At 71.0% G+C, this 16,450-nt stretch carries 11 protein-coding genes; 7 read left to right on the top strand and 4 right to left on the bottom strand.

The annotated features are described in order from the left end of the window. The first annotated feature begins 118 nt into the window (after window positions 1-118). Window positions 119-4,294 carry a HAMP domain-containing protein gene (locus ACTOQ1_RS15600; RefSeq protein WP_440067737.1) on the top strand — a complete coding sequence of 1,392 codons (4,176 nt, stop codon included), beginning with the start codon at window positions 119-121 and terminating at the stop codon, window positions 4,292-4,294. A 3-nt stretch (window positions 4,295-4,297) separates the two neighbouring features. Further along, entirely contained in the window at window positions 4,298-4,930 is a 633-nt protein-coding gene (locus ACTOQ1_RS15595; RefSeq protein ID WP_440067735.1) for a response regulator, read from the top strand. Between the two features lie 76 nt (window positions 4,931-5,006). Here ACTOQ1_RS15595 and ACTOQ1_RS15590 read toward each other — a convergent pair whose 3' ends face one another. Together ACTOQ1_RS15590 and ACTOQ1_RS15585 are read right to left on the bottom strand one after the other, a co-directional pair. Then, on the bottom strand, window positions 5,007-6,224 hold the full coding sequence (locus ACTOQ1_RS15590; protein ID WP_440067733.1) for an NYN domain-containing protein: 1,218 nt from the start codon (window positions 6,222-6,224) through the stop codon (window positions 5,007-5,009). 311 nt (window positions 6,225-6,535) lie between these two features. After that, the gene (locus ACTOQ1_RS15585) at window positions 6,536-9,286 is read right to left on the bottom strand and encodes a zf-HC2 domain-containing protein (RefSeq protein WP_440067732.1); all 2,751 of its coding nucleotides are present in this window, start codon (window positions 9,284-9,286) and stop codon (window positions 6,536-6,538) included. A 176-nt stretch (window positions 9,287-9,462) separates the two neighbouring features. Here ACTOQ1_RS15585 and pyrE point away from each other — a divergent pair, with 176 nt between their 5' ends. Continuing rightward, window positions 9,463-9,999 carry an orotate phosphoribosyltransferase gene (gene pyrE / locus ACTOQ1_RS15580; RefSeq protein ID WP_440067730.1) on the top strand — a complete coding sequence of 179 codons (537 nt, stop codon included), beginning with the start codon at window positions 9,463-9,465 and terminating at the stop codon, window positions 9,997-9,999. 147 nt (window positions 10,000-10,146) lie between these two features. On the opposite strand, the gene ACTOQ1_RS15575 is transcribed toward pyrE, so the two are convergent. Next, window positions 10,147-10,572, bottom strand: coding sequence for a hypothetical protein (locus tag ACTOQ1_RS15575; protein ID WP_440067729.1), 426 nt, complete (start codon window positions 10,570-10,572; stop codon window positions 10,147-10,149). Between the two features lie 313 nt (window positions 10,573-10,885). On the opposite strand from ACTOQ1_RS15575, the gene fbaA reads away from it, so the two are divergent. The 4 genes from fbaA to ACTOQ1_RS15555 all read left to right on the top strand — a co-directional run bounded on the left by fbaA (window position 10,886) and on the right by ACTOQ1_RS15555 (window position 14,957). After that, window positions 10,886-11,908, top strand: coding sequence for a class II fructose-bisphosphate aldolase (fbaA, locus tag ACTOQ1_RS15570; protein WP_440067727.1), 1,023 nt, complete (start codon window positions 10,886-10,888; stop codon window positions 11,906-11,908). Window positions 11,909-12,011: 103 nt separating this feature from the next. Continuing rightward, window positions 12,012-12,431 carry a DUF3151 domain-containing protein gene (locus ACTOQ1_RS15565; protein ID WP_440067725.1) on the top strand — a complete coding sequence of 140 codons (420 nt, stop codon included), beginning with the start codon at window positions 12,012-12,014 and terminating at the stop codon, window positions 12,429-12,431. A 230-nt stretch (window positions 12,432-12,661) separates the two neighbouring features. Then, window positions 12,662-13,945, top strand: coding sequence for an adenylosuccinate synthase (locus tag ACTOQ1_RS15560; protein ID WP_440067723.1), 1,284 nt, complete (start codon window positions 12,662-12,664; stop codon window positions 13,943-13,945). Window positions 13,946-14,030: 85 nt separating this feature from the next. Beyond that, window positions 14,031-14,957 (top strand): glycerophosphodiester phosphodiesterase family protein, encoded by a 927-nt coding sequence (locus ACTOQ1_RS15555; protein WP_440067721.1) that lies wholly within the window; start codon window positions 14,031-14,033, stop codon window positions 14,955-14,957. 24 nt (window positions 14,958-14,981) lie between these two features. Here ACTOQ1_RS15555 and corA read toward each other — a convergent pair whose 3' ends face one another. Continuing rightward, window positions 14,982-16,112 carry a magnesium/cobalt transporter CorA gene (corA, locus tag ACTOQ1_RS15550; RefSeq protein ID WP_440067719.1) on the bottom strand — a complete coding sequence of 377 codons (1,131 nt, stop codon included), beginning with the start codon at window positions 16,110-16,112 and terminating at the stop codon, window positions 14,982-14,984. Window positions 16,113-16,450: the final 338 nt, after the last annotated feature.

Genomic DNA, 16,450 nt, shown 5'->3' with positions numbered 1-16,450 from the left:
TTCCGTGACTACCACACTTCCCGTTGACATGGGGTGAATCGAAGGTGGGACTACACATTGCGCACCGTGACAGACTGGGGTGACTCACGGCTGCGCCCCCGGGAGTCAAGGAGGTCATATGACCACGGTCAACACCGTGCCCGACGTCGAGGAGCGACGTTACAGCGAATCGGATCTGCGACCGATCTTGCAGACGCTCATCACCTGGCGCGACGGTGACTTCCGCCGCCGGGTGCCGCACGCCCCACCGGGAATCCTCAGCGAGATCCGCCTGCTGCTCAACGAGGTGGCCGATCGCCGCGAGCACCTGGCCAACGAGCTGCACCGGGTCCGCCGCGAGGTGGTGAAGGAGGGCCGCTTCGGCGAGCGCCTCACCCCCGGTCCCGGCGTGGGCTCATGGGCCGAGAGCGTAGATTCGGTCAACACGCTGATCGACGCGCTCGTGGGCCCGGTCAGCGGGGCCGCGGACGTGATCGACGCGGTGGCCAAGGGTGATCTGTCCCGCCGGATCGATCTCGACCGCGGCGCCAGGGGCGAGGTGCGCCGCCTCGGCAAGGCGATCAACGGCATGGTCGACCAGCTGTCGCTGTTCACCTCCGAGGTGACGCGGGTGGCCAGGGAGGTCGGCACCGAGGGCCGCCTGGGCGGCCGGGCGAACGTGCGCGGCATGTCGGGAAGCTGGCGCGACCTCACCGAGGCCGTCAACACCATGTCCAGCCGCGTCTCCGCGCAGGTTCGCGACATCGCCGCGGTGACCACCGGGGTCGCGCGAGGCGACCTGAGCCGCAAGGTCACCGTCGACGCGGTCGGCGAGATGTTCGAGCTGAAGAACACCGTCAACACCATGGTCGACCAGCTGCTGGCGTTCGCCGAGGAGGTCACCCGCGTCGCCCGCGAGGTCGGTACCGAGGGCCAGCTCGGCGGCCAGGCGCAGGTGCGCGGCGTCTCCGGGGTCTGGAAGGACCTGACCGACAACGTCAACGTGATGGCGGGCAACCTGACCACCCAGGTCCGCGCCATCGCGGCGGTCTCCACGGCGGTGGCGCAGGGTGACCTGTCCAAGAAGATCACCGCGGACGCGCAGGGCGAGATCCTCCAGCTCAAGGACACCCTGAACACCATGGTGGACCAGCTGTCGATGTTCGCCGACGAGGTCACCCGCGTCGCCCGCGAGGTCGGCACCGAGGGCCAGCTCGGCGGCCAGGCCCGCGTACGCGGCGTCTCCGGGGTCTGGAAGGACCTCACCGACAACGTCAACTCCATGGCCAACAACCTCACCTACCAGGTCCGCAACATCGCCGAGGTCACCACCGCGGTCGCGTCCGGCAACCTGACCCGCAAGATCGACGTGAACGCGCAGGGCGAGATCCTCGCGCTGAAGACCACGATCAACACCATGGTCGACCAGCTGTCGTCGTTCGCCTCCGAGGTGAGCCGCGTCGCCCGCGAGGTCGGCTCGGAGGGCCAGCTCGGCGGCCAGGCGCAGGTGCCCGGTGTCTCCGGCACCTGGAAGGACCTCACCGACAACGTCAACGTGATGGCGAACAACCTGACCACCCAGGTCCGCCAGATCGCCGCGGTGTCCACCGCCGTCGCCCAGGGCAACCTGTCCAAGAAGATCACCGCGGACGCGCAGGGCGAGATCCTCCAGCTCAAGGACACCCTGAACACCATGGTGGACCAGCTGTCGATGTTCGCCGACGAGGTCACCCGCGTCGCCCGCGAGGTCGGCACCGAGGGCCAGCTCGGCGGCCAGGCCCGCGTACGCGGCGTCTCCGGGGTCTGGAAGGACCTCACCGACAACGTCAACTCCATGGCCAACAACCTCACCTACCAGGTCCGCAACATCGCCGAGGTCACCACCGCGGTCGCGTCCGGCAACCTGACCCGCAAGATCGACGTGAACGCGCAGGGCGAGATCCTCGCGCTGAAGACCACGATCAACACCATGGTCGACCAGCTGTCGTCCTTCGGTGCGGAGGTCACCCGCGTCGCCCGCGAGGTCGGCTCCGAGGGCAAGCTGGGCGGCCAGGCCCGCGTCGAGGGCGCCGAGGGCATCTGGAAGCGCCTCACCGAGAACGTCAACGAGCTCGCCGCCCGCCTGACCACCCAGGTGCGCGCCATCGCCGAGGTCACCACCGCCGTGGCCACCGGCGACCTGACCCGCTCCATCACCGTCGACGCCGAGGGCGAGATCGGCGAGCTGAAGGACAACATCAACATGATGGTGGCGGTGCTGCGCGACACCACCACCGCCAACCAGGAGCAGGACTGGCTGAAGTCCAACCTGGCGAGGATCTCCCGCCTCATGCAGGGCCACCGCGACCTGATGGAGGTCGCCAAGCTCATCATGAGCGAGCTGACCCCGCTGGTGTCGGCCCACTACGGCGCCTTCTACCTCGCCGAGCCCACCGGCGACCGCGACCTGCACCTCATCGCCGGGTACGGCGCCCGCTCCGGCAACGGCCCCCGGCAGCGGTTCGCGACCGGCGAGGGAATCGTGGGACAGGCCGCGATGGAGGGCAGGGGGATCATCCTCGGCAACGTGCCCGCCCGCTACCTGACCGTCGACACCGGGCTGAGCACCTCCACGCCCGCGCAGATCGTCGTGCTGCCGGTCCTGTTCGAGACGCAGGTGCTCGGCGTGCTGGAGCTGGCCTCGTTCAGCGAGTTCAGCGAGATCCACCACGACTTCCTGAACCAGCTCGTCGAGACCATCGGCGTCACGATGAACACGATCATCGCCAACTCCAGGACCGAGGACCTGCTGACCGAGTCGCAGCGCCTCACCACCGAGCTGCGGGAGCGTTCCGACGAGCTCCAGCGCCAGCAGGAGGAGCTGCGCCGCTCCAACGCCGAGTTGGAGGACAAGGCCGCGCTGCTGGCCAAGCAGAACCGGGCCATCGAGATCCAGAACTTCCAGATCGAGCAGGCCCGCCGCACGCTGGAGGAGCGCGCCGAGCAGCTCGCGGTCTCCTCCCGCTACAAGTCCGAGTTCCTCGCCAACATGTCCCACGAGCTGCGCACCCCGCTGAACAGCCTCCTCGTGCTGGCCAAGCTGCTCACCGAGAACGCCGAGGGCAACCTCACCGCCCAGCAGGTGGAGTTCGCCAGGACCATCCACGGCGCCGGCTCGGCCCTGCTGCAACTGATCAACGACATCCTCGACCTGTCGAAGGTCGAGGCGGGCCGGATGGACATCCACCCCCAGCAGATCTCCCTGCCCAAGCTCGTCGACTACTTCGAGGCCACCTTCGCGCCGCTGGCCCAGGACAAGGGCCTGTCGTTCACCGTCGAGGTCGATCCCTCGATCCCGCAGGAGCTCCGCACCGACGAGCAGCGCCTCCAGCAGGTGCTGCGCAACCTGCTCTCCAACGCGATCAAGTTCACCCCCAAGGGAGAGGTGCGGCTGCGCGTGATCCACGCCAGGCGCGCCGTCTCCTTCGTGGACGACACCCTGCGCGGCGCCGACGGCATCCTCGCCTTCGAGGTGGTCGACACCGGCATCGGGATCGCCTCCGACAAGCTGGAGGTCATCTTCGAGGCGTTCCGCCAGGCCGACGGGACCACCAGCCGCAAGTACGGGGGGACGGGCCTGGGCCTGTCCATCTGCCGCGAGATCGCCCGCCTGCTCGGCGGCGAGATCCACGTGGTCAGCGAGGTCGGCGAGGGCAGCACCTTCACCCTCTACCTGCCCCCGTCGTACGGCGGGCCGCTGGCCTCGCGCGACGGCGGGGCGAGCGCCCCCAGCTCCTCCTCCCGCGAACCGGCGCTCATCGGCGTGCTGGAGGAGCCGGACGACCTGCCGGAGCTGACGTTCAACGACGACATGCCCCTGCCGCAGTTCCCGCAGGGCGAGGGCAAGCCGTGGAAGGGCGACGACCCGCTGACCGGGGCGAAGATCCTGATCGTGGACGACGACATCCGCAACGTGTTCGCGCTGACCAGCGTGCTCGAACGCTACGGCTCCACGGTGATCTACGCGGAGAACGGCCGCGAGGGCATCGAGCAGCTCGAGCGCAACGAGGACGTCGCCCTCGTCCTGATGGACATCATGATGCCGGAGATGGACGGTTGGGCCACCACCTCCGCGATCCGCCGGATGCCCCAGTTCGCGGATCTGCCGATCATCGCGCTAACCGCTAAGGTCATGCGAGGTGACCGGGAGAAGAGCATCGCGTCCGGCGCCTCCGACTACGTGCCCAAGCCCGTGGACGTCGACCGCCTCCTGGAGAGGTTGCGCGGCTGGCTGACCCGGGGCAAGCCGGCCGGCGACTCCAACGAAGGCGTGTGATCGATGCCGGACAGAGCCAAGATCCTCCTGGTCGACGACCGGGAGGAGAACCTGATCGCGCTCGAGGCCATTCTCAGCTCGCTCGATCTGATACCCGTGCGGGCGAAGTCGGGGGAGGAGGCGCTGAAGGCCCTGCTCGGCACGGAGTTCGCCCTGATCCTGCTCGACGTCCGGATGCCGGGCATGGACGGGTTCGAGACGGCGGCCCACATCAAGCGCCGCGAGCGCACCCGCAACATCCCGATCATCTTCCTGACCGTGGTCGACAGCGCGCCCGACTACGCCTTCCGCAGCTACGCCGCGGGCGCCGTCGACTACCTCACCAAGCCCTTCGACCCGTGGGTGCTCCGGGCCAAGGTCGCGGTGTTCGTGGAGCTCTACAACATGAACCGCAGGCTGGCCGAGCAGGCCACCATGCTCCGCGAGCGCCTCGGCGCGGAGCTGCCGCCCGGTGAGGCGTCCGACCAGGCCGCCGTGCTGCCCGAGCTGTCCAGGCGCCTCACCGCCGTCGAGGAGGAGCTCGGCCGGGTCGCCGAGCTGGCCCGCAAGAGCGGCGACCCCGGCCTCGCGGGACCGGTGGCCGACCTGTCCAACCGCCTCAGCCACCTGCGCGCGGGCTTCGACGCCCTTACCTGACGGACCGTTCCCGCGGTTGCGGCCCGGAGCCACCTGACGGGCTTTCCCGCCGTGCGGTCCGAGCGGCGGGCGCGTCTCAGCGGCGGGCGCGCTCCAGGGCGTCCCAGAAGCCGCGGCGCAGGGCGTGGCGGACCTCGTCGTGCAGGAGGAAGTCGATCGGCAGGGAGGAGCCCTGGAGCAGGCGCGCCTCCAGGTCCGAGGGCATCCGGGGCTTGCGGGCGAGGACCGCCTCCAGCCACAGGGCGGGCGCGTCCTTGGCCACGGACTCGCCGAAGTCGTGACCTTCCTTGTGGGCGGCCTGCACCGCGTCGGAGAGAGTCGTCGCGGTGCCGGTTCCGGAGCTCTGCGGGGGGACCGGGGCCGGCTGGGGACCGGTGTAGGCGCCCATCTGCGGGGACTGGTAACTCGGCATGCCGCCGGTGTTGCCCAGCGAGTACTGCGGCGCGGCCGGCAGCGGGCCGGTCTGGTTGCCGACGGCCGCGTGCGAGGGCGCGGAGGCGGGCGGGGACGGCGGGGAGGGCGGGGACGGCGGGGACGGCGGTGCGGCGGGAGTGACCGGGGTGATCGGCGACTCCTGGGTGTAGCTCGGGTAGGTGGAGGGCAGCGCGGGCTGGGCGTGGGCCGCGCGGGAGGTCTGGACCGCGGGGATGGGGCTGGTGGCCGGGGCGCCGTTGCTCCCGCCGGCACCGCGGGAGGTGGCGGGCTGGCCGTTGCCGGAGCCGTGCTGGTGGCCGTTGGCCACCAGGGCGGGCGTCTCGCCGCTGAGCAGGCTGACGTGGGGGCGCAGATGGCCGGCGCCGATCTCGATCAGGTCGTCGCACTCCTGGCGCAGCGTGCGGGAGACGGCCCAGCTGCCGTCGGCGCTGATGTGGACCACGGTGACCCGGATGCCGAGGTCCTGGGCGTCGCAGACGACCTGCGCCAGGTCCTCGTCACCGCTGACCACGACCGCGTCGCAGACCGCGCCGTTGCGGGCCAGCGTCATCAGGTCGCGGTGGACCTGGGCGTCGACGCCCTCGCGGCGGCCGGGGCGGATGCGCGACAGGCGGAGCTTGAGGCCGGGGATGTCTGCCAGCGTGTCGTGTTCCGGGGTGCGGCGGCCCTCCACGGTCGCCTCGTACCAGTAGCAGCGCAACAGCGGCAGGCCAGTGCGCTCTCTCGACAGCTTGTTGAGCAGCTGGAGCAGCCCCGGGTAGTCCCAGGAGACGGACTCGCGGTGGCGGGTACCGTGCACCGCCATCGCGCCGTCGGCCAGCAGGTAGCCGGCGTCCACGAACAGCGCGCAACGATCCACACGACACCGCCCTTCCTACGTGGCCCGATCCTTCGGTTCAGACAAGCCTGAAAGAACCCCTAAGAGACCGGACAGACGGCCCTTCCTCAGGGTAATCAAGCAGCTGACCATCCGAGGGTGAATCCCGACGATTCCACCCGCGCTCGACCATACGCTGGATCGTTCACGCCGACCGTACCAGTTTGTCCCGTTCGTGGATCCCCCCGGCGAGGTGCCATTCGCTCGGGTTTCCCGCCACCCCGACCCATGTGTCCCCCCGCCCCGCATGACGCCTTCGCCGCACAGCGGACCCGGGCGAACGGTGCGCCCCGTCAGAAGGCGGTCTGTACGCTCACCGCCGCCGCGCCGAACAGCAGGACGTCCTGGTGCGTGCTGAGCTCCAGCACCGGGTCGCGGCCGAGGGGCGTCCGGAAGCGGTCCACGTCCGTACCGAAGGTCGTGCCGGTGCCCCGCGCCCCGGCGGCGGACCCGTCGAAGGGATTGCGCGGGTCCCGCTCCCCGCCCGCGGGCCGCAGGGGCCGGCCGCCGAGCCTCACCCGATCGCCCATGACGCCCGCGTCACCCTCCCAGGTCACCAGGGCCAGCCTCGCGGGGGCGTCGGAGCCGGAGGGGGTGAGCCCTCCGAGCGGCATCCGCGCCGAGCGGTGCTCCCCGTCCAGCACCGTCGCGGTGTCCACGACGACGGCCTGGCTGTACGGCCGGCGCGGGTCGGCCACGATGATCACCAGGCTCCAGCCGGCATGGCGCGCCACCCCGGACCGCACCGAGGCGTCGGCCACCCAGTACGTCCCGCGGACCGTGCCCAGCAGACGCGTCACGTCGGCGAACGCCTGGTAGCCGCGCCCCGCGGGCAGTTCCCGCTCCACCACCTGCGTGGCCCTGACCTGCCGGTACCGCTCCTCGCCCGGCACCTTGAGCTTGATCCGCCCGCTGGGGGGCGCGCTCGCCGACCAGTAGAGTCCCGCCCAGACCACCTTGCTCGCGGCCGGCACGACGAGCCGGGCGGCGCTCGAACTGCTCGTCGACGGATCCCCGTCGCGGTCGAGGGGGCGCATCTCCCAGCTGTTGTTGTCGCGCCTGCCGCCCCGCCGCGAGTGGGCGGCCTCGCACGCGGGCTCCGAGGGCGCGCAGCTCATCAGGGTGTTGCCGATCGCGGAGACGGCCACCCTGCCGTCGGTGGCGAACCGGGCCGGGGCCCCCGTCGCCCGTACCCCGCCGCGCGACCTGGCCGCCACCCGCGTCCCCGCGGTGGAGACCGTGACCGAGGGCACCGCCCCGTAGGGCGCGTCGCCCGACACCAGGACCCTCAGGAAGACCGCCGTGGCCCGGCCCGCCGGCAGCGGGCCGCGGACGCAGCGGGCGCCCCGGCTCCTCGCGCGGCAGGACCAGCCGTCGACCGTGCCGACCGGCGTGACGCCGCCGACGGCGTTTCCCCTGCGGGACCCGGACGGCAGCGTCACGCCTCGCGGCAGGCCGACATCGGCGACGACCTCCTCGCTCTGCCCCAGGCCCGCGTTGCGGAGACGCACCACGACGATTCCGGCCTCGGACCTGACCAGGGCGCCGAGCGCGTCGATTCTGGCCACCAGGCGGGGGGCGAGCCAGGAACCCGTCCGGCCGTCCTGCCCCGCTCCCGCCGTCCCCTGCGGCGCACCGGCCGGGTCACCGCTCCCGGCTCCCGTTTCCCCGAGCCCGGCGCCGGGTGCCGCACCGGCACTCACCCCACCGGATCCGGGCGTCGTCCCGGTCTCGGCGGGCTCGCGGTCGGGACCCGTCGGCCGCCCGGGGAGTGACGGTACGGGCGAGCCGGAGGTGTCCGGCCCGTCCGAGGACTCTCGCGGGGCGGGAGAGTCGGGCGCGGGGGCCACGACGATCGGCTCGGAGGCCGTGCTCGGCCCGGGGGCGGGCGCCTCGGCCGACACCAGCACGAGGGCCGCGGCCACCGCGACCGCGGTCGCCATCGCACCGGTCGCGACGGCGCGCCGTACGGACCGGGGAGCCCGATGCCAGCGCCCGGACAGCCCGCCGCCCGCCGTGGCGCCCATCCTGGCGAGTGCCGTCAGGTAGGCGGGGAACGCGGGACCGGCGACGAGCGGTCCGATCACCGAACGGATGCCCTGGCCGATGCCGGCCAGCTCCGCGAGCACCGCGCGGCAGCCGGAGCAGCCGTCCAGATGCCCTTCTATGACCCTGCCCTGTTCCCTGGGCAGGCCGCCGCGGGTGTAGGGACCCAGCCTGGTCAGCACGGGCCGGCACTCGGGGGCGGACGTCTCGGCCAGGTGGATGCGCAGGCACGCCTGGCGCGTCCCCTCCCGTGCCCGGTGGGCGAGCGCGGCCGCGCCGTTGACCGTCAGGCCCAGCAGGAGCCCGACGTCCTCGACCCTGAGCCTCTCGACCTCGGCGTGCCACAGGACGAACTGCCACCGCTCGGGCAGGGAAAGGAACGCCCTGGCCACCGGCGAGCGTTCCAGGCCCGCCACCGACGGGTCGACGAGAAACGCGCGCGGGCCGAAAGGGGACTCTCCGTCCGCCCGCTCGTCGATCTCCCCCCGCGCCCGCTCGCCGGTCGCCCCGGCCTCTCCGCCCTCCCCCTCCGCCCCTTCGCCGTCCTCCCCGTCCGCCCGCTCGTCGATCTCCCCCTCCGCCCGCTCGCCGGTCGCCCCGGCCTCTCCGGCCTCTCCGCCCTCTCCGCCCTCTCCGCCCGCGCTCTCGCCGACCTCCCCCTCCGCCTTCCCGCCGGCTTCCGGTACGGCTTCCGGCCCGGTGGCCGCCGGGCCGTTCCCCGTGCCGGGCGTACCGGGACGGGCGTCGGCGGTGCGGCGGAGGGCGGTGAGCAGGTGGACGCGGAACGCCTGTTCAGGGCCGTGTCCCTGGGCGATCACGTGGTGGACGTCGGCGAACGTCCTCTCCACGACGCCCTCGACGTCGGCCCCGCCCGGCAGGAGCAGGCGGGCCAGCGCATGCGCCGCGGGGGCGTGCCGCTGATGGAGCACCCGGTAGGCGGCCACGTCGCCGTTCCTGGTGGCAGCCAGCAGTTCAGCGTCGCCTTGAGATGTTTTCATACTCATTGTGACCTCGCCATTACCTGGAGTTGCCCGCCGGATAATCCCGCAGTACGCGCCGCGAGTAAACCCGGATCGCACTTTTGCCACCTCCGGCCCGAAACTCGCGTTACGGCGGCCCGGTTTCCCGGCGGGGTCCGATCGGACGGGTTCCGGGATCGCCCTAACCTTGTGCCATGAGCGATCGCGAGAACCTGCTGGCGGAGATCAAGGGCAAGGCCGTGGTGCACGGCAAGGTCGTGCTGTCCTCGGGCATGGAGGCCGACTTCTACGTGGACATGCGCAGGGTGACCCTTGACGGGCAGGCGGCGCCGCTGGTGGGGCGGGTCATGCTGGACATCACCGGGGGCCTCGACTACGAGGCGGTCGGGGGCCTGACGCTGGGCGCCGACCCGGTGGCGGCCGCCATGATGCACGCGGCGGCCGCGCGCGGCGGGAGGCTCGACACGTTCGTGGTCCGCAAGGCGCAGAAGACCCACGGCATGCAGCGCCGGATCGAGGGACCGGACGTGTCGGGGCGGCGGGTGCTGGTGGTCGAGGACACCTCCACCACCGGCGGATCCCCGCTGACCGCGGTGGAGGCGCTGCGCGAGGCGGGCGCCGAGGTCGTGGCGGTCGCCACGATCGTGGACCGGGGGGCCGCCGCGGCGATCACCGGGGCAGGACTGCCGTACCTGACCGCCTACGACCTGGCCGACCTCGGCCTGGCCTAGAGCCACACCCGCCGACCACTGCCCGGCACGGTCCACCCGGGCCCGGTCTGCCCGGCCCGGTCTGCCCGGTCTGACCTGACCCGGAGCCACGGACAGGGGGCGGAGGGCTTTTCGCGCGGGGGTCCGGAGCCGGCGGGAGAGCCGGGATCAGTTGCGGGAGACCGTGAACTCCTGGCGCTCCCCCGCCTTGCCCGGGGAGCGGACGGCCCCGTTCACCTGGACGCGGACGGCGGCGGAGTCGGCCAGGACGACGTCGATCTTGGAATCGAAGGCCTGGAACCGCTCGCCGCGGGTCAGCTCCCGGTCGAGGAGCACGTCGCCCCCGGTGACCTTCAGGAAGACCGTGGGGCAGTGCTCCCGCAGGCACTCGACGAGGACCGTCGGGACGCGCTCGGGGGTGGCGGAGGGGGGCGGGGGGACGGCGGCGGACGACACGCCGGCCGAGGGGGCGGGCGACGCGACCGTGTCCGCGCCGGAGCCCAGGCTGCCGAACAGCGAGAGGGCTCCGAAGACGATCAGGGCGACGAGCGCCAGCACCGCCAGTCCGACGAGGACCAGGCGCGCGATACCCATGGGGTCAGACCTGTGGCGTCCCACACTGTGGAGGTTAGCGGTTCGTGAGGAGATTTCACGACCGTCCCGGCGGATCGGTCAGGAAGAACCGCGATCTGGAAGATCGTCCGCACCCGCCCAGGTCGTGCGCCCCCGGGCTCTCCGGCCGGGGCGGGGCCGGGGATAGGTTGGAGACACGGCCGGGGCACATCGGTACGGATCGAAGTGGTACTGGAGCTATCCGGCCGGGCATGAACCCGGGATACTGGCCCACGGGCTATGTCCTCATAGCCACGCGCCAGCTGTTCACAGCCGTCTCCAGGGAGATGACACGATGCCTATCGCTACTCCAGAGGTCTACGCCGAGATGCTCGACCGGGCCAAGGCGGGCGGTTTCGCCTACCCGGCCATCAACGTGACCTCGTCACAGACCCTCAACGCGGCGCTCAGGGGGTTCGCCGAGGCGGAGAGCGACGGCATCGTCCAGGTGTCCACCGGCGGTGCCGATTTCCTCTCGGGCACCACGGTCAAGAACATGGTGAGCGGCTCGGTGGCGCTGGCGGAGTACGCCCGCGTCGTCGCGGCCAACTACCCCGTGACGATCGCCCTGCACACCGACCACTGCCCCAAGGACAAGCTGGACGGTTTCGTGCGCCCGCTGCTCGACATCTCCCTCGAGCGGGTGGCCAGGGGCGAGGATCCCCTTTTCCAGTCGCACATGTGGGACGGCTCCGCCGTGCCGCTGGACGAGAACCTGGAGATCGCCAGGGAGCTCATCGAGAAGACGGCCCGCGCGCGGATCGTCCTGGAGGTGGAGATCGGCGTCGTCGGCGGCGAGGAGGACGGCGTCGTCGGAGAGATCAACGAGAAGCTCTACACCACCACCGAGGACGCCCTCGCGACCGCCGAGGCCCTGGGCCTGGGCGACCGGGGCCGCTACATGCTCGCCGCGACCTTCGGCAACGTGCACGGCGTCTACAAGCCGGGCCACGTCAAGCTCCGCCCGAGCGTGCTCAAGGAGATCCAGGACGCGGTCAGCGCCAAGTACGGCACGGAGAAGCCGTTCGACCTGGTCTTCCACGGCGGCTCCGGCTCGCTGCTCGAGGAGATCCACGAGGCCATCTCCTACGGCGTGGTGAAGATGAACATCGACACCGACACGCAGTACGCCTTCACCCGCCCGATCGCCGACCACATGTTCAGGAACTACGACGGCGTGCTCAAGGTCGACGGCGACGTCGGCAACAAGAAGGTGTACGACCCCCGCTCCTACGGCAAGGCCGCCGAGACCTCGATGGCGGCGCGCATCGTCGAGGCCGCCCAGCACCTGAAGTCCGCGGGCACCAAGATCTCCTAAGGCCGCGAAAGCGCCACGGCGGGGATCGCGCGAGATCGGCTTCCGGAAAGACTCCGGGGGCCGATCTTGGCCTGACGCGGGTACACCGGGTAGGACTGTCGTTATGGAATCGCACGAGAACCTCCTCGCCGGCCCGCCGCCCACCCTGCTCCCGGACCTGCCCGAGGCCCGGGAGGCGCTGGAATCCGGCGCCCAAGCATCCGACGTCGCCGCGCGCTTCCCCGCGTACCCGGCCGCCTGGGCCGTACTCGCGGACGAGTACTTCGCGGCGGGGCACGCCGTGACGTCGTACGCCTTCGCCCGCACCGGCTACCACCGCGGCCTGGACCAGCTCCGCAGGGCGGGATGGAAGGGGCACGGCCCGATCCCGTGGGAGCACCTTCCCAACCAGGGGTTCCTGCGCTGCCTGCACGCGCTGGCCCGCGCCGCCCAGAGCATCGGGGAGAAGGAGGAGGCCGAGCGGTGCTTCCAGTTCCTGAAGGACTCCAGCGCCGAGGCGTCCGAGGAGCTGACCAGCCGCTGACCAGGCGCTGACCAGGTGGTGTCCCGTCCCCGGCCCCGCGGCCGGTCCCACCCCTGATCCGCCTCGCTGAGCCGCCGGTCAGCGTCCGATTCGCCCCCGGGATCTCTCACCGCACCCCCTTTCGCGAGGTGGGAGATCCCCATTTCGGACGCCGTCGGGTATTCTCTCCACGCAAGAGCCCCTGTCGCGATTGCGCCAGGGGTTTTCGTTTTTGTGGTGGGAGACTCACGATGCCGGCTGTCGTTCTCGTTGGTGCCCAGTGGGGCGATGAGGGCAAGGGTAAGGCGACCGACCTGCTTGGAGACCAGGTCGACTACGTCGTCAGATACCAGGGGGGCAACAACGCGGGCCACACGGTCGTCATCGGCGACCAGAAGTACGCGCTGCACCTGCTGCCCACGGGAGTGCTCTCCCCGAACGTCGTCCCCGTGATCGGCAACGGTGTCGTCATCGACCCGGGCGTGCTGCTGAGCGAGATCGACGGGCTCGAGGCCCGCGGCGTCTCCTCCGAGCGCCTGCTGATCTCCGCCAACGCGCACCTGATCATGCCCCACCACAAGGCCCTCGACAAGGTCACCGAGCGCTACCTCGGCAAGGCCAAGATCGGCACGACCGGGCGCGGCATCGGTCCCGCGTACGGCGACAAGATCTACCGGATGGGCGTGCGGGTCCAGGACCTGCTGGACCCGGGCATCTTGCAGAAGAAGATCGAGGTCGCGCTGGGCGAGAAGAACCAGATCCTCACCAAGATCTACAACCGCCGGGCGATCGACGCGGGCAAGGTCCTGGAGGAGTATCTCGGCTACGCCGAGCGCCTCACGCCGCACATCGCCGACACCTCGCTGGTTCTCAACAGGGCGCTGGACGAGAACAAGGTCGTGCTGCTCGAGGGCGGGCAGGGCAACCTGCTCGACATCGACCACGGCACCTACCCCTTCGTCACCTCCTCCTCCCCGACGAGCGGCGGCGCCTGCTCCGGTTCCGGCATCCCGCCGACCCGGCTCACCGGCGTGATCGGCATCCTGAAGGCGTACACCACCCGCGTCGGCGCCGGCCCGTTCCCGACCGAGCTCGACAACGAGATGGGCGAGTGGCTGCGCACCACCGGCGGCGAGTACGGGGTGACCACCGGTCGCAACCGCCGCTGCGGCTGGTTCGACGCGGTCATCGCCCGCTACGCCACCCGGATCAACGGCGTCACCGACTACTTCCTCACCAAGCTGGACGTGCTGTCCGGCCTGGACACGATCCCCGTCTGCGTCGCCTACGAGGTCGACGGCGTCCGCCACGACGAGATCCCGATGACCCAGACCGACTTCCACCACGCCAAGCCGGTGTACGAGGAGTTCCCCGGCTGGAAGGAGGACATCACCGGTGCCCGGAGCTTCGAGGACCTGCCCGCCAACGCGCAGGCGTACGTGAAGGCCCTGGAGGAGATGAGCGGCGCCAGGATCTCGGCCGTCGGGGTCGGCCCCGGCCGTACCGAGACGCTCCAGATCCACTCGATGCTCTAGTTTCCGCCGGTACGGCCCGCGCCCGGCGTCGCCGAGGGGCGAGCCGTACCGGACGATCGGCGCTCGGGGTGGATAAGGTCCCTGTGTGCATGCCGAGATTCACGGTCACCGCGGCGCCCGCGGGCTCCGTCCCGAGAACACCCTGCCCGGCTTCGCCCACGCCCTCGAACTGGGTGTCGACGCGCTGGAGCTCGACGTCGCGCTGACGGCCGACCGGCGGCTGGTGCTCACCCACGATCTCACCGTGTCCCCGGTGACCAGCGCCGACGTCCGTCCCGCCTTCGCGGGCGACCCCGCCTTCCCGTACGTGGGCCGGCCCGTCGGCGCGCTCACGCTGGCGCAGCTGCGCACGCTGGAGTGCGGGGTACGGGTGCCGCGCCACCCCGACGACCGTTTCGCCCCGACCCAGGTGCCGGTGCCGAACACCCGGATGCCGACCCTGGGCTCCGTGCTGGGGCTGATGGACGCGTACGGCGCCGACGGGGTGCGGGTGCACGTGGAGCTGAAATCCGATCCGACCCGGCCCGACCTGAGCGCCGACCCCGCCGAGTTCACCGAGATGGTGGTCGCCGAACTCGACCGCCACCACCGGCTCGACAGGGCGGCGATCCTCAGTTTCGACTGGCGCGTCCTGCGGATCGCCCGCTCGCTGACCCCCGCGACCCTGCGGTACGCCCTGATCGAGCGCGCCACCATGGACAGCGTCTGGCTCGACGGCCTCCGCCTGGAGGACTTCGACGGCGACGTCCCGGCCGCCGCGGCCGAGGCCGGGGGCACCACCCTCTCCCCCGAGCACGTGATGGTCGACCGGGAGTTCGCCCGGCTGGCCGAGAAGGCCGACCTGCCGCTGGCCGTGTGGACCGTCAACGACCCGGGGCGGGCCGCGGAGCTGCTCGACCTCGGGGCGGCCGCGATCGTCACCGACTATCCCGACCGGATGATCGCCCTGTGGGCCGGACGGGGCATGCGCGTCCCCAGGCCGATCACCCCCGCGCACCCCCTGAGCGCCTGAGGACCGGGGTGCGGAGCCGGGCGATCACATCCAGCCGTTGCGGCGGAAGCCCCGGTAGAGCAGTGTGCAGGCGATGACCATCACGCCGATCACCAGCGGGTAGCCGAACACGGAGTCGAGCTCGGGCATGTGCTCGAAGTTCATCCCGTAGATGCCGGCGATCATCGTGGGGACGGCCATGATGGCGACCCACGAGGAGATCTTCCGCATGTCCTCGTTGGCGAGCGCGTTGGAGCGGGCGAGCGCCGCCTGCAGTATGGAGTTGCAGAGCTCGTTGGACGACTCGACCTGCTCGCAGACGCGGGCGAGGTGGTCGACGACGTCGCGGAAGTACTCGCGCATCTCGGAGGGGATCATCCGGCGCTGGGCCAGCGTGGACATCGGCGACTGGAGCGGCATGACGGACCGCTTCATCTCGATCATCTCGCGCTTGAGGTTGTAGATCCGGCCGATGTCGCGGGCGCTGACGTCGGCGAAGACCATGGCCTCGACGTCCTCCAGCTCGGCCTGCATCCGGTCGGCCACGCTGAGGTACCTGTCGACGACGTGGTCGGCGATCGCGTGCAGCACCCCGGTGGGGCCCCGGTTGAGGAGCTTGGGCTTGTCCTCGAGGCGGGCGCGCACCTCCGAGAGGGGGCAGTGGCTGCCGTGGCGCACGGTCACCACGAAGTCGGGGCCGACGAACACCATGAGCTCGCCGGTGCCGATGATCTCGCTGGTGGCGGTCAGCACGTCGTGGTCGATGTAGGCGACGGTCTTCAGGACCACGAACACCGAGTCGCCGTAGCGCTCGACCTTGGGCCGCTGGTGAGCCTTGACGGCGTCCTCGACGGCGAGCGGGTGCAGGGCGAAGACCTCCGCCAGCCACTCGACCTCGGGGGCGTCGGGCTCGTGCAGGCCGACCCAGACGAAGGCGTTGCCTCCGCCGGAGCCCCCGTCGGCGGCGGCGTTGTGGGCGCGGACGATCTCCAGGGCGTCGGGGATGCCCAGGGCGTCGATCTTCTTGCCGCCGACGTAGGCGGCGTACTCGACGAGCGAGTCGCTCGGCGGGACGCAGACGCCGGTCATCCGCTCACGGAGCGAGACGGCGGGCGTGTGCGCGGCACGGATCGTACGGGTGTGCTTGATACGGGGAAAAAGAAGCGAGGAGCGCATGGCGAGCCTTTCCCGCCCAACCTGGCGGGATCCACACGCGATGCGATGTCACCCCCGGTGAGGGAGGTGATGCGTGTGGCGCCGATCGGGCACCGAGATGGGGTGGTCGAGGGTGCGCACAGCGGGCGTGCGCGAGCACGTACTGCTGGGATCGCCAGAGGACATCCCGAACCACCTCCAATCAGTAAGAGACACGCAAAGCCACCCAAAAGTTAACACGATCGGGGGGACGTCTCTCAGCTTACTCCCAGGTTCAAGTGTTGATCATGCACAACCAGACAAAATTCACACGCCCTTTACGGCACCTCTCTCCCGCGCACGGGCACCCGGAGTTGTCC

The organism is Streptosporangium sp. OZ121 (assembly GCF_051918885.1).
GTDB lineage: Bacteria > Actinomycetota > Actinomycetes > Streptosporangiales > Streptosporangiaceae > Streptosporangium.
The sequence above is the reverse complement of the archived record's forward strand: the minus strand, read 5'-3'. Positions and strand labels throughout refer to the sequence as shown.